General features: G+C 55.1%; 18 protein-coding genes. 4 read left to right on the top strand and 14 right to left on the bottom strand.

Annotated features, from left to right (window positions below):
• A partial coding sequence (locus ACR0EK_RS19880) for a hypothetical protein (protein WP_480901108.1) occupies positions 1 to 491 on the top strand: 491 nt, incomplete at its 5' end.
• A 280-nt stretch (positions 492 to 771) separates the two neighbouring features.
• On the opposite strand, the gene ACR0EK_RS19875 is transcribed toward ACR0EK_RS19880, so the two are convergent.
• The 8 genes from ACR0EK_RS19875 to ACR0EK_RS19840 form a co-directional block, all read right to left on the bottom strand.
• Positions 772 to 2,274, bottom strand: coding sequence for a M81 family metallopeptidase (locus ACR0EK_RS19875; protein ID WP_480484896.1), 1,503 nt, complete (start codon positions 2,272 to 2,274; stop codon positions 772 to 774).
• Entirely contained in the window at positions 2,274 to 3,920 is a 1,647-nt protein-coding gene (locus ACR0EK_RS19870; protein WP_480901109.1) for an amidohydrolase, read from the bottom strand. Before ACR0EK_RS19870 ends, ACR0EK_RS19875 begins: the two co-directional genes overlap by 1 nt.
• A 12-nt stretch (positions 3,921 to 3,932) precedes the next feature.
• Positions 3,933 to 4,856 (bottom strand): oligopeptide/dipeptide ABC transporter ATP-binding protein, encoded by a 924-nt coding sequence (locus ACR0EK_RS19865; protein WP_480833192.1) that lies wholly within the window; start codon positions 4,854 to 4,856, stop codon positions 3,933 to 3,935.
• Positions 4,853 to 5,833 (bottom strand): ABC transporter ATP-binding protein, encoded by a 981-nt coding sequence (locus ACR0EK_RS19860; RefSeq protein ID WP_480484899.1) that lies wholly within the window; start codon positions 5,831 to 5,833, stop codon positions 4,853 to 4,855. The genes ACR0EK_RS19865 and ACR0EK_RS19860 overlap by 4 nt, the downstream gene beginning before the upstream one ends.
• Complete coding sequence (locus ACR0EK_RS19855; protein WP_480484900.1) at positions 5,830 to 6,687, bottom strand: ABC transporter permease; 858 nt, start codon at positions 6,685 to 6,687, stop codon at positions 5,830 to 5,832. Before ACR0EK_RS19855 ends, ACR0EK_RS19860 begins: the two co-directional genes overlap by 4 nt.
• Before the next feature lie 12 nt (positions 6,688 to 6,699).
• A complete protein-coding gene (locus ACR0EK_RS19850; RefSeq protein WP_480901110.1) occupies positions 6,700 to 7,638 on the bottom strand; it encodes an ABC transporter permease in 939 nt (312 codons plus the stop codon).
• A gap of 85 nt (positions 7,639 to 7,723) precedes the next feature.
• A complete protein-coding gene (locus ACR0EK_RS19845) occupies positions 7,724 to 9,289 on the bottom strand; it encodes an ABC transporter substrate-binding protein (RefSeq protein WP_480901112.1) in 1,566 nt (521 codons plus the stop codon).
• 21 nt (positions 9,290 to 9,310) lie between these two features.
• Complete coding sequence (locus ACR0EK_RS19840) at positions 9,311 to 11,287, bottom strand: CocE/NonD family hydrolase (protein WP_480901114.1); 1,977 nt, start codon at positions 11,285 to 11,287, stop codon at positions 9,311 to 9,313.
• 128 nt (positions 11,288 to 11,415) lie between these two features.
• Between ACR0EK_RS19840 and ACR0EK_RS19835 the strand changes: the two genes are divergently transcribed.
• Entirely contained in the window at positions 11,416 to 12,177 is a 762-nt protein-coding gene (locus ACR0EK_RS19835; RefSeq protein ID WP_480484904.1) for a helix-turn-helix transcriptional regulator, read from the top strand.
• Between the two features lie 344 nt (positions 12,178 to 12,521).
• Here the strand turns inward: ACR0EK_RS19835 and ACR0EK_RS19830 are convergent, their stop codons facing one another.
• From ACR0EK_RS19830 to ACR0EK_RS19805, 6 genes are all read right to left on the bottom strand, one after another.
• Entirely contained in the window at positions 12,522 to 12,758 is a 237-nt protein-coding gene (locus ACR0EK_RS19830; RefSeq protein ID WP_480901116.1) for a hypothetical protein, read from the bottom strand.
• A 236-nt stretch (positions 12,759 to 12,994) separates the two neighbouring features.
• Complete coding sequence (locus tag ACR0EK_RS19825; RefSeq protein WP_480833196.1) at positions 12,995 to 14,233, bottom strand: Tm-1-like ATP-binding domain-containing protein; 1,239 nt, start codon at positions 14,231 to 14,233, stop codon at positions 12,995 to 12,997.
• Between the two features lie 26 nt (positions 14,234 to 14,259).
• A complete protein-coding gene (locus ACR0EK_RS19820) occupies positions 14,260 to 15,744 on the bottom strand; it encodes an aldehyde dehydrogenase (protein ID WP_480901117.1) in 1,485 nt (494 codons plus the stop codon).
• An 8-nt stretch (positions 15,745 to 15,752) separates the two neighbouring features.
• Positions 15,753 to 17,285 (bottom strand): tripartite tricarboxylate transporter permease, encoded by a 1,533-nt coding sequence (locus tag ACR0EK_RS19815; RefSeq protein WP_480489336.1) that lies wholly within the window; start codon positions 17,283 to 17,285, stop codon positions 15,753 to 15,755.
• Between the two features lie 10 nt (positions 17,286 to 17,295).
• Positions 17,296 to 17,832, bottom strand: coding sequence for a tripartite tricarboxylate transporter TctB family protein (locus ACR0EK_RS19810; RefSeq protein WP_480484908.1), 537 nt, complete (start codon positions 17,830 to 17,832; stop codon positions 17,296 to 17,298).
• Positions 17,833 to 17,894: 62 nt separating this feature from the next.
• Entirely contained in the window at positions 17,895 to 18,824 is a 930-nt protein-coding gene (locus ACR0EK_RS19805) for a tripartite tricarboxylate transporter substrate binding protein (RefSeq protein ID WP_480484909.1), read from the bottom strand.
• Between the two features lie 106 nt (positions 18,825 to 18,930).
• On the opposite strand from ACR0EK_RS19805, the gene ACR0EK_RS19800 reads away from it, so the two are divergent.
• Both ACR0EK_RS19800 and ACR0EK_RS19795 read left to right on the top strand, forming a co-directional pair.
• On the top strand, positions 18,931 to 19,743 hold the full coding sequence (locus tag ACR0EK_RS19800) for an IclR family transcriptional regulator (protein ID WP_480901118.1): 813 nt from the start codon (positions 18,931 to 18,933) through the stop codon (positions 19,741 to 19,743).
• A gap of 1 nt (position 19,744) precedes the next feature.
• Positions 19,745 to 21,097 carry an aminotransferase class III-fold pyridoxal phosphate-dependent enzyme gene (locus ACR0EK_RS19795; RefSeq protein ID WP_480968078.1) on the top strand — a complete coding sequence of 451 codons (1,353 nt, stop codon included), beginning with the start codon at positions 19,745 to 19,747 and terminating at the stop codon, positions 21,095 to 21,097.
• The last annotated feature ends 122 nt before the right edge of the window (positions 21,098 to 21,219 follow it).

The following is a 21,219-nucleotide window of genomic DNA, read 5'->3' as shown; positions in this document are numbered from 1 at the left end:
GGCAGGCGCTTCAGGCCGAAGCTTCGGGCGGTGGCTACAAGGTGCTGTGGCAAAATGCGAACGGGTCATATGCTGAATGGACCACGGATGCTTCGGGGCAATACCAAGGCGGTGTTAGCATCGCCAATGTTGTGGATGTCGAAATCTTCTACAGTCACGATATTGATGGAAATGGGACCATCGGTCCTGCTCAACCAAAACTGAGCGCTTTGTTGGCACCCGAAAACAATACCGTGACGGTGGCCGAGGAGTCCGGTGCCTCCGAATGGGACGAAGATGTCGACTATCTGGAATTCGTGCCAGACTTGCCCACCTTCCAGAATGAGGAAGATATCTATGGATTGGTTGTCTCTTGCGTGAAAAACAACATTTACGGGCCTTCGACAACCATCCTGGAAGCTGTGTGGCATGAAGCCACAGACAATGTGTCAGAAGAGGATGCCAACCTGACAATTGCATCCTTGATGGAGGATGACAGCTTCTTTTGGTAATGTTGACCCCGCTCTGTAGGAGATGCTGATCGCGCTGCGATTGCCTCGGATACATTTCTGGTGCGAAAGAAGTGTATCTATGCCGAAGAAACGATTCAGTGACGTGCAAGTTGCCTTTGCGTTGTAACAGGCTCTGAGAAAGACTTGGGTCAACTGGCCTCAGGGAATCGTATTCAAGATCCAATTGGGGTCAGGTTTATGTGGACGGCTCAAGGCTGACTCTTCGGGGTTGAGATATTTGAATCCATTGGGGCGTATCGCACGTCAACAAACTTTCGTTTCACGTCACGTCAAAGGAGGTATGGCGACAGTTGGCCAACCTTCTGTTGATACAAGAATAAGGGACCTTTCCAAGGTCGCAGAGGAAAACCCCAGGCGCAGCGACCGCATATACATGGCTTGCAATTGGTTCGAAATCCGCCCGGAAATGCGCTGTGCTTTTGACGCAGATCACCGAATAACTCAGAGGGTTTAACCCGATATGTGTGAAATGTGCGCGATCCAGGCATTGGTTTCGTATGCTTGTGACGACAAGGTCGATCTCGGCGTCGTGTCCAACCAAGCGAAGCGCAGCTGTCTTGCCAAGCGTAGCTGTTCCGCCGCCATACATTTCACCGGTATAGCGGCATGTGCCATCACTTAAGGAAAGCACTTCAAACTCTGCCCTGAATGGAACATGTCCGGCCAGGTTCGACTTTGCGCCGATAGCCAAAATGATCCGTGCGCCCTCCCCTGCCGCATGGGCCTGAATGGCACTTTCCGGATCATGGAACAGACCCATCAGAACGTTTTTTACCCCGCCCTCAATCAAAGCGGCCAGCAGCCCCGTTGTATCTGACGTTCCGCCTGCGCCCGGATTGTCCTGAACATCGGCTAGAACGATGGGTTTTTCGCGCCTTTGACGACATGTGGAAACGGCCTCTTCCAAAGACAACATCTTACATTCAAGATTGGCCTCACGGGACAGGAACATGCTGACAATCTCTTTGGCAGCGGCAGCCGCTTTTTCAGCAGTCAAGGCATAAGCAAGGCAGGATGGTCCGGTGTCAGGATAATCCGCCGCCGTAAAACCAAGAGCGATCTCTGCCAGAATGCCTTGCTGTTCAAACCTGACAGGCAATTGATAGATATCACTGATCGGCGCAGAACCCGTGTGTTGCGCATGCAGGGGGATCAGGTAAGGCACCGGTTGGAACGTTTTGTATAGGGTTTCACCCGCCAGCAGGCGACGCAAGACTGGAACGCATCGTGCACCCGCTTCCGCCATATCCAAATGTGGGTAAGTGCGAAAAATCGACAGGTAGTCTGAGTGTTTGACCATTTCGGTGGAAATGTTGGCATGAAGGTCCAAACTTGCGACCACTGGAACGTCTGGACCCACAGTTTCACGAACGCGACGCAAAAGCTCTCCTTCACCGTCAGCAAGGCTTTCGGAGACCATAGCTCCGTGCAGATCAAGATAGACACCGTCAATCTGGCCTGCGCCCCATATTCCGTCCAACAGCATCCCGCAGATCGTTTCGAATGCATGATCGGTGACATGGGCGGACGGTTCGGCAGAGCACCACAAAACGGGAATGACATCAAATCCCGTTGCCTGTGCCGCGGCGGTGAAACCCGCGATCGGAAGGTTCATGCCCCCGGTTTCCAGAAGAACCTGTGAACCATGCAGCATTCCCGGCCAGGAATCCGCCATCTCAAACTCAGGCATCCCAGCTTTCGTTACACCGAAACAGTTGGTTTCATGTTGGAACCCCGCGATCACAATACGCTTGGTCGCCATTATGCGTGCTCAAACTCTTGTTCAGTACACACAGCGGAAAAAACCCTTTCGCCATAGCGGATGGTTTCAAGCACGACAGTGTCTGACAGGCGGTCCGGGTCGTGCAGTGGATTGCGCGAAAGAACAACAAAATCTGCAATTTTACCCGGTTCTATGGATCCGCGTTGATCTTCCTTGAACACCTGCCAAGCGGCTTCGATGGTTTGGGCCCGCAGGGCTGAAATAACGCTGATCTTCTGATCCTCGCCAAGCACACGGCCAGAAGCGGATTTTCGGTTCACCGCGCAATGGGCAAGATGGATTGGACGCGTCGGTGTGACCGAGGCGTCGTTGTGGATCGTGTATCGCACGCCATACCGTTCGGCTGACGCCGCCGGCGATATCCGTTCGGCTCGCTCGGGTCCCAGGAAAGTATCGTAATGACGATCCCCCCAAAAGAAGACATGGGCGGGAAAGAAGCTGACGGTCAGACCAAGCCGGGCCATACGCTCCAATTGGTCATCCCTCAGAACCTGGCCATGGATAATGGTATGTCGATGATCCTGGCGCGGGTGTGCAACAAGCGCCTTTTCCACCGCATCTATGAACATCTCGGCACCGGCATCGCCATTGCAGTGGCAGTGAATCTGCAAGCCCTGACTGTGGAGCTTTTCTACATCCGCAACCAGCTGCTCTTGCGAGGTATAGGTCATTCCACAAGGATTATCAGGGCTGGCAGGTTTGAAATATGGAGCAGACAAATACGCGGTCTGTAACTGAAAGGCCCCGTCCGTAAACAGTTTGCGCGGACCCAGCGAAAAATGCGGGTTGCCCGGCCAGCTCGTTCCAATCCAACGCGAAGATAACTCTGGCTCCAGATCTCCGACGGGCAAAAGCTCGATGTCAATTCCCGGATCCTGATCCGCAGGCAGGCTGGCGAAGTGGTCCAGCATGGGCTGCGATGCCCAGGCATTTTGGGCATAGGTCACACCATGGGCCAGGTATTCGCTGCGGCAGGCGTCAAAACCCCGCCAAAACCGGTCGCGGTCAATCAGGAAATCAGTATCGCCCATTTCACCCATGGCCGACAGCCCTTCCATCAATCCGGTCAGTGCTCCGGTTTCCGGATCGCGGCCATAACGGCCCCCCTCTGGATCAGGAGTTTCACGAGTTATCCCGCGTCTTTCCAGCGCGAGAGAATTTGCCACGCCATTATGACCCGACGCGTGAATGACCCAGATTGGATGGCGTTGTGACACGCCGTCCAGTTCGGCCCGTGTGGGCATTCGACCTTCCAGAATGGACGTATTGTCAAAGGACACCCCCATGACCCATTCACCCTCGGGTGTTGCACTCGCCTTTTCGTGAAGCCTGTCCAACGCCTGTGACATGTCTCTGCAATCCCCTAAAGGCGGCGAAGACAGATCGACACGGAACAGCTTAACAAAGCCGGGATCGGGAAAGTGCCCGTGTGGGTCGATAAAGGCGGGCATCAGGGTACGACCCTTCAGATCTTGCTCGTGCGCATCCGAAGGCATGCGGGCGCGCAACTCAGCCTCGGCCCCCACTGCCTGAATTCTGTTGCCGTCAGTCAGCACCGCCTCTGGTGAAGAGTTCTGCGCATCCATAGTCAGGATGGTGCCGTTGAAGTAGAGTGTGCTTGGCATTGGATTTCCTAGTTACGACAGCGGGGCCAGACAACGCAGCCCATGGCCGACCTTTACTTCCCATTCCGGGGTTTGGGTGCAAATGTCTCTGGCAAAGGGGCAACGCTCGCGAAACTCACAGCCAGATGGCCGCCTGAGCAGGCTGGGAGGCTCTCCTTTGAGGGCGATCCGTTCCAGTCGCGCATCCGGGTCCGGCTCGGGGTTGGCGCTCAGAAGGCAGCGGGTGTAGGGATGGCGCGGGTCGTTGAAGATCGTCTCGGTTGTGCCCTCCTCGACCAAACGGCCCAGATACATGATGCCCATTCTGTCGGCCACGTGACGCACGACGCTGAGGTTGTGCGTGATGATGACCATCGCCAGCCCCAGCCTTTCGCGCAGATCGTTGAGCAGGTTCAGCAACTCACCCTGGACCGAGACATCAAGACCGGCAGTCGGCTCGTCCGCAAGGATCAGCTTGGGTTCCAGCGCCAGGGCGCGCGCGACGCCCACGCGCCGGGCCTGACCTCCTGACAGCTGATAGGGATAGCGATCGGCAAAATGCGCGGGCAGGTTCACCATTTCCAATAGGCGCTTGGCCTCGGCATCCAGATCGCGATCTTTCATACCCTGAATGCGATAGGGTTCGGTGATCAGGCTGCGGATTGTCAGGCGGGGCGACAGGCTACCGACCGGGTCCTGAAACATCATCGCCATGTCTTTACGCAGCGGACGCATGACGCTTTCCGGCGCGCCCCGAATTTCCCGACCTTCGAATGTAACCGAACCGTCCTGTGCAGGCGCAAGACCCGCAATCGCGCGGATTACCGTCGTCTTACCCGATCCGCTTTCACCAACCAGAGCGTAAGTTTCGCCAGGTTCTACGGTAAAGCTGACACCCGCCAGAACATTGACCGGTCCATAACTGGTTTTAAGATCCACGACATTCAGCAAGCTCATGTTGCGACCTCCTCGTGGTTCAGCCAGCATGCGGCGTGGTGGCCTTCTTTCAGTTGATCCAGTGGCGGCACATCGGTCGCGCAGCGCGCCATGGCCTGATCGCAACGGTCCCGAAAGATGCACCCCCCGGGCAGGTTGGCCAGATCAGGCACTTCACCGGGGATGGTGGGCAAAACGCGGGCGCGTTCTTTGATGTGGCCGGGATCACATTCGATCAGACGACGTGTATAGGGGTGTTTAGGGTTGTGGAAAATCTCACGCACATCGCCGCTTTCGACAACGGCTCCTGCATACATCACCACCACCCGGTCGCAGAGTTCCGCGATCACGCCCAGATGGTGCGAAATAAACAGAATGGCACAATGAAACTCGCGCTGTAATTCTTGTAGGCGCTCGATGATCTGTACCTCAAGAGTGGCGTCCAATGCAGTGGTTGGCTCATCCGCGATCAAGAGGTCCGGCTCGGACATCAACGCCATTGCTATGGCGATCCGCTGGCGCATCCCACCTGAGAACTCATGCGGATACTGCTTCAGGCGCGCTTCGGGATCGGGGATGCCGACAGCACCCAGCATCTTGGCTGCGTGGGTCAATTTATCCGCCTTTGACTGCTTTGAGCGATGCTGAATGTCCAGCATCTGCTGCCCGATGGTCAGAACCGGATTGTGCGTTTGCATCGGATCCTGGAAGACAATGGATATGTCTGCACCGCGCAGGTCGCGCATCTGACGCTCGGAAGCCTTCAACAGGTCCTGCCCTTTGAAACGAACCTCACCTTGACGGAACCGCGTATTGGGGGCGGTCAGGCGCAGGATGGATGAGATCAGGGTGGATTTGCCGCATCCGGATTCCCCGACAATACCAACAATTTCACCCTTGTTGACGTTGAATGTGATGTTCCTCAGGGCCTTAAGGTCGCCACGGCCCGTTTCGTAGTCAACACTCAGGCGGTCGATTTCCAGCAGTGTATCGGTCATCGCTGTTTCCTCAATTTCGGGTCGACCACATCACGTAGGCTTTCGCCCAGGAAAGTGAATCCAAGTGTTGCCAGAATGATCGGCAGGCCCCCGCCCACCACCAGCCACGGTGTTTGGCGGATCAGGGAATAGCCATCCTTGAGCAAGGCTCCCCAACTGGGTGTCGGGGGTTTCACACCCAACCCCAAAAATGACAGCCCGGCCTCCAGCGCGATGACGGTGGGTATATCCATGGCTGCCAAGACAGCCAGAACCCCGATGATATTGGGTAGCATGTGCACACCCAGAATACGCGTCATGCTGGCCCCCATTGATCGCTCTGCCAGAATGAATTCGGAATTGCGAAGCGTCAGGGTCTGGGTTCGCGCCACGCGCCCATATGTCGGGATCGAGGTCGCCATGACCACGAATACAACTGTCTGCAAGCTGGGCCCGACAAGGGCCACAACAGCCAGTGCAAACATCACCGTCGGAAAGGACCGGATGGTATCGAAAAACAGCATCAGCAGGTTGTCGAGCCATTTTGGTCCGTACCCGGCTATCATGCCCAAAGTCAGGCCAATCGCCATCGCGCCGAAAACAGCTGGCAGCGCCACTTTAAGCGCAACCTGCCCCCCAGCAATCACCCGCGAAAACGTATCGCGACCCAGCTGATCCGTGCCCAACAGATGCGCCGCGGACGGCCCTTGCAGGCGGGATTTGATATCCATGGCAATGGGATCGTAAGGCACAATCCAGGCAGCAAATATCGCGCAGAACACGATGGTCCCAACGATTATCAAACCCATTAACCCAAGCGGGTCGCGGGCAACCCCGACTATGATCTGGCCAAGTTCGGAACGAGATTTTACCATCACTCCGCCTCCCTAATGAGCCGTGCGTGCGCGTGGATCGAGTAGCGCGTTGATCAGATCGGCCAAGGCGGTCGACACAACGAACAGTGCCGTTGATACAAGGACCGAACCCATCACAATCGGATAGTTTCGGGTCGTGATGCTGTCGATGACCAGCTTACCCAAGCCTGGTCGGGCAAAAACGATTTCGGCAAAAACGGCTGAGCTGAGCAGAAAGCCCATCCCGACCCCGATCACGGTGACCACGGGTAGAATTGCGATACGCAATGCGTAAACCATGACCACGCGACGTTCCGCGATACCAAAGGCCCGGGCGGTACGCACATGGCTTTCACCCATGACCTCGAGCATCGACGCCCGTACCAGCCGTGCGATATATCCTACCCAGCTGAGCCCTATGGCGAATGCTGGCAGAACCAGATGGTCAAGGCGGTCCCAGAACCCCTCTCCTGCCCCAATGGCGGGAAACCATTGCAAACTAACGGCGAAAACCAACAAAGCCAAAAGCGCAACAACAAAGGCCGGAGCGGCAACAAAACTGACGGAAATTGCGGCGGCGATCCGGTCGATCATCGTGTTTGGATGCGCAGCCGCATAAGCGCCAAGTGCGATACCAAGACTTGCGGACCACAGGATTGATGCAAAAATCAGCTCCAGAGTGAACGGCAATTGCTGAAACACAATCTCAGTCACAGACCGACCCGAGAAAACATCGGTGCCAAGGTCACCCTGCAAAAGGTTCGAGTAAAAGATCAGCAGCTGTTTCCAGATCGGTTGATCAAGACCAAGTGCGGCGGTGAGTTGGGCCTGAAGCTCGGGTGTGGCGCGCGGACCCAGCATGATCTGGACCGGATCGCCTGGTACAGCGCGGATCATCAGGAACATGACGGTGACCGCCACGAAAAGGATGAGCAGCGATAGCCCGAAGCGACGGGTTGCGAAGTTCAGCATAGCCAACTGGCTCCTTGTGGCTGGATGGCGTTGGTTATGGAGCGGCGAGTGTCAGCGCCCGCCGCTCCCTGTCGACCTGGGGAGGTCAGGTCGACTTGCCAAAGTAACGCAGCAGCGACAGCCCGTCCGGGCGCAATGCAGGAATGACACCTGCGCTGTGAATGACCGGTGTTGCCTCGTGTGTGATGAAGCGATAGGCACCGCTTTCTTCCATCAAGTCCTGCGCACGCTGGTACATTTCAGCCCGCTTTGCGATATCTGTTTCCCCAGCCGCAGCTTCGTGGATTTCGTTGAACTCTGCGCTGTTAAAGCGTTCCCAGTTCCACTTGCCAATTTGCTCGGGCGTAAACCACGACGTCGCATAATACGGGTCCGGCGTCATCGAATAGCGGTTCAGAACAAGTTGCAGGTTTTCGTTGTCGCCAGACGCCCAGAACGCACCGGATTCCAGAACATTCACCTCAACTGTGATACCGATTTGCGCCAGCGTCGCCTGAATGATCTGTGCAGTTGTCGTGAACGTTGTCTTGTTTAGCGTGTCGAGGGTCAGAGTGACGTTGGTTTCACCCGATTCCGCAAGTAGTTGCGCCGCTTTTTCGAAATTTGCCTCAGGTGGCACCAGCGAAGACGGCCGATGCCCTGCCAGACCCGGAGCAATGATCCCGGTTGCCGGCTCGGCTGCACCAAAATAGGCAGCCTCCAGAATGCTGGGGACATCTATGGCATGTTGAATCGCCTGCCGCAGCTTCTGATTTTGCAGCTTTGGATGTTCAACATTCATTCCCATCCAGACATAGTAAAGCGAGGGTTTCTCAACCAGCGATCCCCCATTGGGAACACCAGCGCGATAACGTTCGACTGAACCCAGCGACACGCGAGTTACGTCCAGTTCGCCCGCTTCAAACGCGATCTCGGCGGTGTTTTCGTCGTCGATCGGATAGATCTCGATTGTGTCCCAGGTCGGAGCATCGCCTTTCCAGTCAGGGTTGCGCTTAAGAACCGTTTTTTCCTTGGGCGACCAGCTGTCCCGCAGATATGGGCCGGACTCTGCCACCGGATCAGCACCGATCCGGCCACCGGCTGCTTCGACCGCTGCTTTCGAAACAATGTTTCCGGTGATGTAAGGCAGGGCAATGGACCAAATCGGTGCGAAGGGTTTGTTCAACACAATCGTCCCTTCGCGTTCACCGGTCACTTCAACATGGCTGAACGGTCCCAAGTCGGGTTTGTTTGGGCTGTCGGTCGCGTCATCCACGATCCGTTCCATGCTGAACTTGACGTCCTCGGCGGTCATGGCGCCAAAGCCGTTGGTGAAGCCGATATCGTCACGCAATGCAAACTTGATATGGGAGGGGTCAACCTGCTCGATCATCGTTGCCGCGTCGAGCTGCCAGCCCCATTCCTCGCCTGGCTTATACTGGATCAGCTTGTTGTAGATCGAGGCATGTACCTCTTCTTCCACGACACCAACCGAGTGGGCCGGATCCATATTCTGCGCATCGCCATAGGCCCGTACCCGCAGAACACCGTCGTCTGCTGCAAATACGCGATTTGCCCACCCCATCGGAAGCGCCGTGGTCGCTCCAAGCGCGGTTGCGCCTTTCAGGAACCCGCGACGACCAACATTGGCCTTTGTCCATTCTATCTTCATAGTATCCTCCCTAGGATTAAGTCAGAGAAATCCGCGTGGAATGGTTTCCGACCATTCCTTTGTCAGGACTTCGGTTTCATCGGCGCCATCGGTGGCGCGAAGTTTGCGGTAGAGGTAGAAATACTGCATGTCGCAACTCATGCGGCACTCGGTCGAGATGGCAACCTGCCACTCCGCCCGTTCGAAAGTGAAATTCCAGGCCGTCTCAAACCGGGCAGTGGCCGGGTCATCCGGGTGAATGCCGTAATGCATGCGCACATCACTGCCGACAATCAGGCCGTGATAGGGATCGCGTGATTTACCATAGTCGTCAAACGTCTCAAGCACGATCCGGCCGTCTTCTGTTTCTTTACGTTCGGAATGCGACGCAGGTGTCCGCAATTGATCGGCTGCAAGAACCGGAAACTTCGGCACCGGACCGGGTTCGGAAGCTTGGACTTCACGCGATACTTCGCGCACCGGCAAATGCAGGGCGCAATCCTGCAAATGCAATGTCACCTGTGCCTGGTTTGGCGATGGCCAGATGATTGGCCAGTAGGACGTCGACAGGGCCAGCCGCAACACATGACCCTCACGCAGTCGATGCGCACATTCGTTTAGGGCAATCTCGGCCTCATATTCCTCGCCGGGTTGTAAGAATTCAGGTGTCTCGTGATCGCGGAAATGGCATAAGTTCAACGACCGGAAGCTGATGCGCTGTGAAATACCCTCGGGCGATACATCGCATAGGCGCGCAATAAGCTGAGCGACAGGCTTGTCTACTGAAAACCGAAACTTCAGTCTTGCGCGCCCCAACAATTCCAGCGGCGCACGCAATGGCGCGCTGTCAAAGCACAGCGACAATGCATCGTCGCTTGCCTGGTCGTCGGGCAGCTCGTTATCGATCCGCATACCTGCACAAAAATACCCGCTTTGCATGCCCAAATGGCAGGGCGACGAAATGGCTGCGGAACCTTGGGCTGGGCTAGGGGAAAATTCGCCCGGTGCCAGATGCCAGATCTGTTCATGTACGTGCGGCGATGGCCAGCGACCTTCAGCGATCCAGCGACCTTGCCGAGGGCTGTTTTTCGGTGTCGGGTTGAAATGCTCCTGCATGTATGTCCGGTACGCAGGCAAATCTTCTGCGCCGTTTTCCTGTTCTTTCAACCAGCGATCAAACCAGCCGATGACTTCGGAATGGAAATCCGCAGGATCAATTTTCGAGATATGCGCGTATCGATGCTCCCATGGCCCGATGACGGCCTTGGTGGGCGATGTCAGGTTGGCTGTCAAAGCAGGCGGGGCATTTACATACGCATCTGCCCAGCCGGTTATGGCCAAAACCGGGGTTTGGATAGCAGACCAGTCTTCGCAAACCGAGCCGTGCTTCCAGTATGTGTCCCGTGTCTGATGACGCAGCCAATCGGCGGCTGAAAATGGAACGTTTTGCAGCCGCATCAGCCAATCCTCTCGCCAGTCTGCGCGTAAGGCCGGATCTGCGGGCCTGGTCAGATAAGCGAACATCTGACTACCCCAGTTCATGTTGTCGCTCAGCAGGCAACCACCCATGAAATGGATGTCATCTGCATAGCGATCCACGGTCGAGGCGACGCTGACGACGGCCTTCAACGCAGGCGGTTGCCGGAAAGCCAGTTGCAAACCATTAAACCCACCCCAAGATATTCCGATCATCCCAACGTGACCGTCGCACCAATCCTGCGCTGCGATCCATGCGATGACTTCTTCACCATCACTCAGTTCCTGTTCCGAGTATTCATCGTCGAATTGCCCTTCGCTGTCGCCCGTACCCGCTATATCGACCCGAACGCAGGCATAGTCAGCCTCGGCAAATACCTTATGTGTTGTTTCATCCCTGGGCGCTGTGCCGTCGCGTTTGCGGTAAGGCAGGTATTCCAGAATGGCCGGAGCTGGACCGGTTTCGGGTAACCAGAGTCGAGCAGCAAGCCTCCGCCCGTCGGAGAGTGTGATCCATGTGTTTTCGACGGTTTTAACTGGCATCCGAGAGCTTGTTTTTTGCGAGCTGATGCCGAAGAAGAAAACAATTTGCAGAAAAAACAAATTGTGCAATCTTATGCGAAGTGATGCTATTTGCAGCGAAATAGCGTCAAATAGCGAAGGGTTCTTCCATGTCCCAGTATTTTTCTGCCAACCTGAAGTCGCTATGCGCAGAACACGGCAATATTTCAAAGATTTGTCGGGATATTGGCGTCAACCGGCAGCAATTCAATCGGTATCTGAATGGCTCCAGCCTGCCTTCGGCCCACAACATGCGTCGGATCGCGCGCCATTTCGGCCTGACAGAAGCCGAACTGTTCGCTGAAACTGCTTACTTTGAGCAAATGCTAAAGGACGTCTTACCACCATCCGGAAAAACGCCCGCAGACGCGTTTTTGGATCCTTTTCGGGGCCAACACAAAAACCTCAGGCGCTATGTTGGTTTCTATCACTCGTTTTTCTGCACGCCTTCCTGGGAAGGGAAGATATTTTGTTCGTTAATCCGTATTCAGGAAGTTGATGGGCTTTTCACAATCCGGTCCCGCGAAATCGCCACATCACAAGACAAAAGCATGCACCAGATTTCCCGTTACGTTGGTTTGGTGACAATGCGGGGAAACAGGATATTTATAACCGAACATGAGTTGATGCGCGAAGGCAGCGTTGCCAATACCATCTTATATTCAGCGCACCGCCAGCAACTAAAGTATCTGCGGGGAATGACGATGGGTGTTGCTTGGCGCCCTTACCCGCATCCCTACGCCGCCAAAACAATCTGGAAGCGCCTGCACGAGCGGGTAACCGCGCGTGAGGCCATTGCCGCCTGTGGTATCTACTCAACCCATAGTACCAAGATTGATCCAACTGTCAGGAAACACCTTACCGAGGAGTGAAGTGTCGGAAGGATGTATGTGACGCTCTGTTTTTTCTGGATCACACCCGGCATATCAATTTGGCTTTGCTATTCTGCTTACGCGTGTCCTTTTGGTGGTGCGCGGGTGTAAAGGTACTAGGGACGTTACCGTTTTTTGTACCGTAGCCCATAGATAGTGACCCAACAGTTCATAGTGACACGATCAATTCGAGCGTTCCGCTCCGATAGTCACTGTCTGGTCCAATCAAACCGGAGACGTGTCCATCAGAATGATCGCTTTTCTCGTATTACTCGTCCAGATATGCCAAAGCCGATATCCTTGTTCCTTGCCGTCGCGGTCTAAAGCAATTTCTGCACCGAAGATCAGACTGAATCCGCGTGCGTTTCCAATAACGGCACGTTTCTGAGCCAGCACTTCCATTCATTTGCGAGCATGCAATCCCACATTTTTCGCGCTCTCCAGCAATTGCTGTCTTTGATCTCTTCCAATACCGCCATCGCTGCAGCACAGGAAACGGGGTTGCCATCAAACGTATTGAAATAGCGATAGCACTTAAGAAAAGTAACAAGGAATTCTGCTCGTGTAACAACACTACCCACCGGATGGCCATTCGTCTTTGGTTTCCCCAGTGTCGCGATACCTGGCAGGATACTCCTTCACCCCTAACAAAATGGACCGGGTCGCCTTAGAGGGATGATACATTGGGTCCAAGCAGCTTTGTCTCGTCGGCAATAAGCTGATTTTTTTCCTGTTATGGCGTGCAATTTTCGCAGGTACCCCTCGAGGCGGCGCCACGGCGTCCGAAGGTTAAATGCATTTGTTGGAATGACGAAGGTCAGCGATTTTTGCTGATCACACCCTGCTCGACCCAGGCATCAAATTGCACGAGGACCGCTTCGCTGAACGTGTGGTCGTTGATATGAGCGTCAAGTTCCGTCATCGGCACACGACCCGGTATAACCATGCGTGCCTCATCCACCATATCTGCCAGTGCATCAGGGTCATGCGCCGCCTCGCCTTCTTTGTCCCATGCTTCAACCCCCTGAACAGGCAGGAAAAAGTGGACAGGTCCCGTTGCGGCCTCCATTCGGTTGGCCAGTTCACGGATCCAAGCGCGGCGTTCATCCCCATTGAAGACGGAACTCTTGATCAGTCGGTTATGCACGTGAAACGGACGATCAGAATATTGGTCGGGGATGTCCTGCCAGCCCGCGAAATCCAACAGGTCCAACGCTCCGGGCGCGATCATCTGCGGTGTGCCTTCGCGACCTGCACTGGTTACACGCTCCTCGCCGCTGGACACGACAGAGCCCGCCATAAAATTTCCGAATTCCTGCATGCAGAAATCCATCACGCAGGCAAATGCGCCCTCGCCGGCCAGCTTTTCAAATGCCATGCCACCCATGCCGGTAGAGTGGAAAACCGCCACCTCAAAACCGCGTTCCTCCAACGCCGGTTTCAACGTCTTCATGTAGCGCAGACAAGACGAGCCAAGACTGGTCATTCCAATCAATGGCTTGCTGCGGTCCGGTGCAATAGCGGCCTTGGTCGCGCCAACAACTGCCCCGGCTGCCTGGCTGAGTGAAGACTGGCAAATCGAATTCATACCATAGAGCCCGCCGGCCCACAGGATCATCTGAATATCCGGCGCCAGACGATGCGGAGGGATCAGAGGAGAAAAGCTGACCGTAGACACAATGTATTTTGGCACACCCATCGGCAGCGCTTGTGCACAGTCCAGTGCCAGATCGGTGCCCATGGTACCGCCGGTGGCCAGCATCCCGTCAAAGCGGCCATCGGCATAGGCCTGGGCAACCACTTTTGCGGCACCCGCGGACATTACCCGAAAAGCTTTATTTTCATCCCCCTGTGCGATGACTTCATCAATGGTCATGCCACCGGCAGAAGCGACGTCGTGCTTGGAGATGTCGGTTGGCGTCTTGGGATCACCCAGCACTGAGACATCCATTGTCAGTACATCAGCGCCCTGTGCGTGAATTGCGTTTTCAATGAAACGCATCTCGGCTTCTTTCGTGTCATAGGTGCCGATCAGCAGGATCGTTTTCATAGTCATAAGCTCCTCCTTCGTTCCGCCGCCATTCAGAGCTTGATCCAGGCCGTTTTCAGGTCGAAGTATTTCTCAAGCGCGTGCAAAGACTTGTCGTGCCCATTGCCGGACTGGCGCACTCCTCCAAGCGGTACGGTCAGATCAGCACCGCCATAGGTGTTCACATGCACGACGCCTGTGCGGATACCAGCCACCATACGGTGGGCGCGGCCAAGGTTAGATGTCCAGACACCGCCAGCCAGGCCATACACGGTGGCGTTCGCCAACCGGATCGCGTCTTCTTCGTTTTTGAAGGGGGTCACCGCCAGAACGGGGCCAAAGACTTCGTTCTGAAACAAGTGGTCCGTCTCTTTTACCCCGGCCATTACGGTCGGAGACATATAATAGCCGCCACTCTCCATCAGGATGCGATTACCACCGGTGCGCCGCTCTGCCCCTTCCGCCTCGGCTTTGGCAACAAAATCCAGATTGGCCTCAAGTTCCGGCAGGCTGTGAACGGCACCAATCTGGCTGTTCAGGTCCAGCGGATCGCCGACGCGAAAGTTTTCAGCATGGCGCGAGACTTCGGCCACGAAATCCTGGTAGATATCTTCCTGAACAAGAAGGCGAGAGCCAGCAACGCAGACTTGACCGGAGTTGCGGAAGATACCTGCCGCGGACACTTTGGCGGCCTCGGCCAGATCCGGGGCGTCGTTGAAGACGATGTTGGCTGACTTGCCGCCCAACTCAAGGTAGCAGCGCTTCAGATTGGAACGAGCTGAATACTCCAGCAACCGACGACCCGTCGCACCTGACCCAGTGAACACCATAATGTCCACATCCATCGACAGTGCCAGTGCCTCGCCCACAACCGAGCCGCGCCCTGTCACGACGTTGAACACGCCATCCGGAACCCCGGCTTCAGCAGCCAGTTCAGCAATCTTCAAAAGGCTGAGCGAAGCGCTTTCTGCGGGTTTCAATACTACGGAATTGCCTGCCGCAAGGGCCGGAGCAATTTTCCAGCTGCCGATCATCAGCGGAAAATTCCACGGTACGATTGCACCCACCACGCCGACCGGAGCATGGTGTACCAGGCCAAGAATATCGTGACTGGTTGGCGCGATCTGGCCATAAATCTTGTCGATTGCTTCGGCATAGTACCGAAATGTCGCCGCCGCCGAAAGCGCCTCGGCTTTATAGGCCATGCTGATCTCGGTGCCGTTGTCGCGCACTCCCAGAACAGAGATTTCCAGCGCACGCTCTTCGATCAGATCCGCCAGCTTCAGCAACACTTTCTTGCGCCCTGACGGTGCCATTCCGGACCATCGCCCGTCCTCGAAAGCAACCCGAGCGGCCAGGACGGCAGCTTCAATGTCCGCCACGCTGCCATCGGCGATCCTAGTCAGAGGTTGGCCATCGATGGGGGACAACACTTCAACCTGCACACCCGTTTCACCGTCAGTGAAATTGCCGTTAATGAAGTGGCCGCGCGGGGCGACTTGCTGCATTCGCAGCGCGTCGATTAGGGACTGATCCATGGATATTCTCAACCTTGTTGATTTGGGTGATCTGCATCGACGGGTTCGGCGTTTGGTTCTGGTCGCAGCTTATTTCTGAACTCGAAGTACAGAGCCCGAAAGTGCAGAATGAGGATCAGAACAATCATACCGAACAAGATGGCGGCAATCGGTCTATCAACAAAATCCAGCGGTGAATTAACCCGAGCCATGGCGCTGCGGAGCTTGACCTCCATAATGCCGCCCAAAACCATGCCGAGGATGATCGGAACGATCGGCAAGTCCAGCCGTTTGAGGATCAGACCGAACACTCCAAATGCCGCGGCCAATGCACAGTCGGTGATCGAGTTGCGCAGGCTGTATACGCCGACAAACGCCAGGATCAGGATCATGATGCCCAGAAAACGAGTTGGAATCTGAATGATCTTGAGCAGCAAGTTGGTCGAGAACAGCAAAAACACCAGAACGATCACGTTCAGCAGGATCAACGCCATATAGAGGGCCATGACGAAATCCATCTGGTTTTCGAACAGCTGCGGCCCGGGTATCACATTGTGCACGTAAAAGACTGACAACATCATTGCCGTCAGTGCCTCGCCAGGAATACCCAGCGCCAGCAGCGGGATCATCGCCGCTCCGGGAACAGCATTGTTTGCGGATTCAGAAGCCACCAGCCCTTCGGGCGAACCATCGCCAAAGGCTTCTGGATTTTTAGAGGTTTTTTGTGCGTATGTGTATGACAGGAATTGCGAGGTGAACTCGCCGGTGCCCGGCACCATGCCCATGAACACGCCGATGCTGGATGACACGGTTGCAATACGCTTGAGGCCAAGCAGCTCTATTAATCCCGCAAAGATGCTTCCGCCAACATGTGCTTCACCCGGTGCATGGTTTTTTTCCAGCAACAGAAGCAATGCCTGACTGATTGCGAACAGCCCCAGCACAACAACAATCAGGTCTACCCCAGAAGCCAGCCAGCTTTGCTCGAACGTGAAACGACGGGTGTATTTGACCGGCTCCAGCCCGACAGTGTTCAAGAACAGACCAAATGCCGCCAGCATGCCCGCTGCAAAGATCTGGCCGCGATGAGCGAGAATTACCAATATGATGCCAAGCAACGCGGCTAGGAAAATCTCACGGCTGCCAAAATGCGGGGCAACGAGTGCTAGGACGGGAGACAAGAGCATAAGGCAAATTATCGAAAAGATGCCTCCAAAAAATGACGCCGAATAGGCCAGTGACAACGCCCGATGACCCTGGCCGCGCTTCGTCATTGGATAGCCGTCATAGGTGGTCAAGGCATTGACTGCAGTGCCCGGTGTATTGATCAGGACGGCAGGGATTGCACCGCCATACATCGAGGACCCATAGATGCCTAGCAGCAGGGTCAGGCCAACGATGGGTTCAAACGCGAAAGTGGCGGGTAACAGAATGGCAATTGCCACCGGCGCTCCCACCCCTGGCAGAGCGCCAATAATCACGCCTCCGATTGACCCGATCAAAAGCGCAACGATTACCGGCCACTGCGCAAGTATCGAAAAACCTGATAATAGAGCATCCATCAGCGAAACCTCAAAGATACGTCAGCGCAAACGCGCGAACCGTGTCGGGTAAATACTCATAGAGAGCGCCGGCCGGGATTTTCACCTGCAAGAAAGCCCTGAAGATGACCGTGACACAAACGCCGAACAATGCGGCACAACCGATACCCTTAGCATCGCGAAACCCGGTGCGAATTGCCAAAAACACGGCAAATATTACCGTCGCGGGAAGATACCCAAGCAAGGGAACAGCTTTTACGTAAACGAGGAAGTAGAAAACATATTCAAACGACCTCAACCAGAATGCCACTTCGGTCCACCGTCCGTGACGCCGCTGTGACATTGCTGAACTGAGCCAGTGCAGAAATCCGAAAATCACCATGGCCCAGAGGGCTATCATTGGCCAAAGACTGGGTTGCGCAAACCACTTGGTTCGCTTGACGATTTGTGTCTGCTCGTCCAGCTGCATTAACAAAAAGACAGCAAACGCAAGGAACACGAACGCAAAAACTACATCGCCAGGACGGCGATATCGTTTGAACATGTCCTGTAAGGTTTTCGCGATCATCTCTACCTCCCCACCGATTAAAATAGGCCCGGCAGTTTGAATCCTGCCGGGCCAATCTTGAGTTATTCGCCCAGAATCTCTTCGATTTTGGCGAAAGAGGCTTTGTCTTTTTCAATCTGCGCGTTGGAGGCGTCCGGGTCCTGCCAGTAGATCAGTGCACCTGTTTCCTCGGCAAGCTGCTTGGCTTTGTCGGAGCTCAGAGCCTTTTGAGCGGCTGCCGAGATCTTCTCGCGCGCCTCTGCCGGGGTGTCTTTGTGAACGAACAGACCGTTCCATAGTGCCAAAGGCAGGTCAGGATTTAGCTCGACAACAGTCGGAGTGTCAGGGACCAGGGGAATCCGCTCACCGCCGATGCTGGCCAGAACATTCACCTGATCTAAGCAGGGTAGTATAAGTTGAAGTGTCGTGTTGATCACGTCCACGTCGCCTGAAGTCAGGGTGTTGCAGTCCAGAGCATCAAATGCGGCTTCACTGGCGAAATCAAACCCGCTGCTGACAGCAGCTGCGAATGTCACCTGGGTGGGGGGCAGGACAGAGCCGAAATGCCCCAGTGCAACATCGTTATCTTTGCCATGTTCCACCAACTCCTCCCAAGATGAGAAGGGTGCGTCTTTGCTGGACGCTATCACGAACGGATAGGTCAGGAAGATGCCAATTGGGTCAAATGGGTTGGGGTTCAGCTCTGGAATGCCAATCTCGGGGCCAATCACCGGCACGCCTATTACAAAAGAGCCGACCGTATAGCCATCACCCGGAGCAGTGGCGACTTCGACAGCACCAGGGAACGGACCACCACCACCGCCAGGCTTGTTCACGACTGCTGCTGGTACGCCGTACATTTCCTGAAATTCATCTGCGATCAGACGTGTCAATACATCCTCCAGATCGCCCGGAGGCCACGGAACGACGAAGGATACAGGTTTCTCTGGATACTCAGCGAAAGCAGCTGATGCAGAGACCGCCATTACGGCAGCGGTAAGAATTTTCTTCATAGACTCCTCCCATTGATGGTTCAAATAATGAACCGATAAGTCATGTTTATTGTTGCGTTGTTAATTACATTGTGTCAAGTATTCTCTTAAGGAGGAGGAGTAACTTATGGGAACTGCTCTTAATGCTTTGAGATTGTTGGAGTTATTTTCCAACGCACGGCCCGAAATTGGGCTGACCCAGATGGCTCGGCTATCTGGTGTCAATAAGGCGACTGTTCTTCGGCATCTGCGTGAACTGGAAGAGTTCGGATTGATCGAGCAGAATCAGGGAACAAAATCCTATATGATTGGCCCGGCGGCACTGCGTCTTGCCGCGTTACGCGAGATTGCAAATCCCGGCCTCAAAGCAGCGCGCCTCAAAATGCAGGCTGCGATGCAACAAGCAGGAGAAAGCCTGCACCTTTCTCTTCTGGAAAATGATGTTCTTCAAACGGCGCTAGTGGTCGAGACAACTCAGCACAGCGTTCGAGTTAGCCTAGACCCCACGGAAGTCCTTCCGCTCAACGCCACAGCCTCAGGGTTGTGCATGCTTTGTTTTGGCCCTCCTGCACTTTTGGAAGGCCTCAAAAATCGCGACTTGCCCCGTATTACTGCCTCTACGCTAACGAACCTTGAACTCATTCAAGAACGTCTCGTCGAAGTAAAGGAAACCGGTTGGTCCTATAGTAACGGAAGTTTCGAAACCGGTGTTCATGGCTTTGCAGCCCCGGTTTTCGGAATTGATCAACTGGCGCTTGGGACGGTTTCATTCGCGGTTCCTGAAATCAGAACCGCAGGCGACCGGCAGCCGCCCCTACTGAATACCCTGAAACAAGTTTCGCAAGAGCTTACGGCAATCTTTGGTGGCCAGGCTCCTGCAAACTTTCCAACTGAGTTTCGACCGAGTGTTCGGTCGGACGAAATTCCCGGAGAATTTTGAAATGAAGGATTCCAACTTCCTGAAGGAAAACAACGCCCGCTATTTTTGGCACCCGATGGCGCACCCTGCCGACAGCCAAAAGAACCCGCCAACCATTTTGGTTGGCGGTGAAGGGGTAAGCATCGTCGATGTCGACGGCCACAAGGCCATCGACGCCGTGGGAGGGTTGTGGAACGTCAATCTGGGTTATTCCTGCGAGCCAGTGAAGCAGGCGATTGCCGACCAGCTGAACGCTTTGCCCTATTATTCAACTTTCCGTGGCACCAGCAACGACAAGGCGATCGAATTGTCATACGAGCTGGCCCGATTCTTCGAGCCAGATGGATTGACCCGCGCGTTCTTTACTTCGGGCGGCTCCGATTCGGTTGAAATCGCACTGAAATTGGCACGACAGTACCACAAGGTACGCGGCGAGGACGGGCGCACCAAATTCATAAGCTTGAAACAGGGGTACCACGGGACCCATTTCGCTGCAGCGTCGGTCAATGGCAACCAGAAGTTCCGTGCTGCCTACGAACCGATGATGCCTGGATGTTTCCACATCCCGGCACCATGGACTTATCGCAATCCCTTCGACGAGACCGATCCCGAGCGTTTGGCACAGCTTTGCGTCAAAGCATTGGAAGCTGAGATTGCGTTCCAGGGCGCAAATACTGTTGCAGCGTTCATCATGGAACCTGTTTTGGGTGCTGGTGGTGTGATTCCACCGCACGAGAGCTTCATGCCGTTGGTGCGCGAGGTCTGCTCGAAACACGGCGTTCTTTTGATCTCGGATGAAATTATCACAGCCTTTGGCCGCACCGGCAGCGAAAGCGGAGCCCGGCACTGGGGTATGCAGCCGGACATTATGACGACGGCCAAGGCTATTACGAACGGGTATTTCCCATTCGGCGCTGCGATGATTTCCGGTCAAGTTGCCGAAGTGTTCGAACGCGACACCACTGGCAAAGCGTCCGTCGATCAGGGCTACACCTATTCCGGCCATCCGGTCGGAGCGGCAGCAGCCTTGGCAGCACTTGCGGAAATTAACCGCCTGCGGGTGTGGGAGAACGCCGCCGCTCGTGGGGATGAACTGTTTACCGGCCTGAAAAAGCTGGCCGACAAGTACGAAGTGGTCGGCGACGTGCGCGGCGGTGAGGGCCTGATGTGTGCGCTGGAACTGGTCTCGGATCGCAGCACCAAAGCACCGATTGCCAAGCATCTTCCGTTGCAGGTGCAGAAGGCTGCATATGATGACGGTGTCATGGTCCGGGTGTCGGGTAACAACATTATTCTGTCGCCACCACTTATCATCACGTCAGACGATGTGTCCAAGATCCTGTCGGCGCTGGATACCGGTTTGGCGAGCCTTTAAAATCTTCCCTGACCTCGCCGTTACAAGGCGGGGTCAGACTTTGACGGCTTGTAGTTCTTCGAGCAGGTCGAGGAGTTGATTGAGTTTTTCTCGTCCCATTTGTTTTTCGATGCTTTGGTAGA

Source organism: Ruegeria sp. AE4 (assembly GCF_056542185.1).
The sequence above is the reverse complement of the archived record's forward strand: the minus strand, read 5'-3'. Positions and strand labels throughout refer to the sequence as shown.

What these genes read in the sequence shown, in the direction of transcription:
- ACR0EK_RS19815 (WP_480489336.1), bottom strand. Translation starts at nt 17,285, where the DNA reads ATGGATGCTCTATTATCAGGTTTTTCGATACTTGCGCAGTGGCCGGTA.
- ACR0EK_RS19800 (WP_480901118.1), top strand. Translation starts at nt 18,931, where the DNA reads ATGGGAACTGCTCTTAATGCTTTGAGATTGTTGGAGTTATTTTCCAAC.
- ACR0EK_RS19805 (WP_480484909.1), bottom strand. Translation starts at nt 18,824, where the DNA reads ATGAAGAAAATTCTTACCGCTGCCGTAATGGCGGTCTCTGCATCAGCT.
- ACR0EK_RS19870 (WP_480901109.1), bottom strand. Translation starts at nt 3,920, where the DNA reads ATGCCAAGCACACTCTACTTCAACGGCACCATCCTGACTATGGATGCG.
- ACR0EK_RS19855 (WP_480484900.1), bottom strand. Translation starts at nt 6,687, where the DNA reads ATGGTAAAATCTCGTTCCGAACTTGGCCAGATCATAGTCGGGGTTGCC.
- ACR0EK_RS19865 (WP_480833192.1), bottom strand. Translation starts at nt 4,856, where the DNA reads ATGAGCTTGCTGAATGTCGTGGATCTTAAAACCAGTTATGGACCGGTC.
- ACR0EK_RS19795 (WP_480968078.1), top strand. Translation starts at nt 19,745, where the DNA reads ATGAAGGATTCCAACTTCCTGAAGGAAAACAACGCCCGCTATTTTTGG.
- ACR0EK_RS19850 (WP_480901110.1), bottom strand. Translation starts at nt 7,638, where the DNA reads ATGCTGAACTTCGCAACCCGTCGCTTCGGGCTATCGCTGCTCATCCTT.
- ACR0EK_RS19810 (WP_480484908.1), bottom strand. Translation starts at nt 17,832, where the DNA reads ATGATCGCGAAAACCTTACAGGACATGTTCAAACGATATCGCCGTCCT.
- ACR0EK_RS19835 (WP_480484904.1), top strand. Translation starts at nt 11,416, where the DNA reads ATGTCCCAGTATTTTTCTGCCAACCTGAAGTCGCTATGCGCAGAACAC.
- ACR0EK_RS19825 (WP_480833196.1), bottom strand. Translation starts at nt 14,233, where the DNA reads ATGACTATGAAAACGATCCTGCTGATCGGCACCTATGACACGAAAGAA.
- ACR0EK_RS19845 (WP_480901112.1), bottom strand. Translation starts at nt 9,289, where the DNA reads ATGAAGATAGAATGGACAAAGGCCAATGTTGGTCGTCGCGGGTTCCTG.
- ACR0EK_RS19875 (WP_480484896.1), bottom strand. Translation starts at nt 2,274, where the DNA reads ATGGCGACCAAGCGTATTGTGATCGCGGGGTTCCAACATGAAACCAAC.
- ACR0EK_RS19820 (WP_480901117.1), bottom strand. Translation starts at nt 15,744, where the DNA reads ATGGATCAGTCCCTAATCGACGCGCTGCGAATGCAGCAAGTCGCCCCG.
- ACR0EK_RS19840 (WP_480901114.1), bottom strand. Translation starts at nt 11,287, where the DNA reads ATGCCAGTTAAAACCGTCGAAAACACATGGATCACACTCTCCGACGGG.
- ACR0EK_RS19860 (WP_480484899.1), bottom strand. Translation starts at nt 5,833, where the DNA reads ATGACCGATACACTGCTGGAAATCGACCGCCTGAGTGTTGACTACGAA.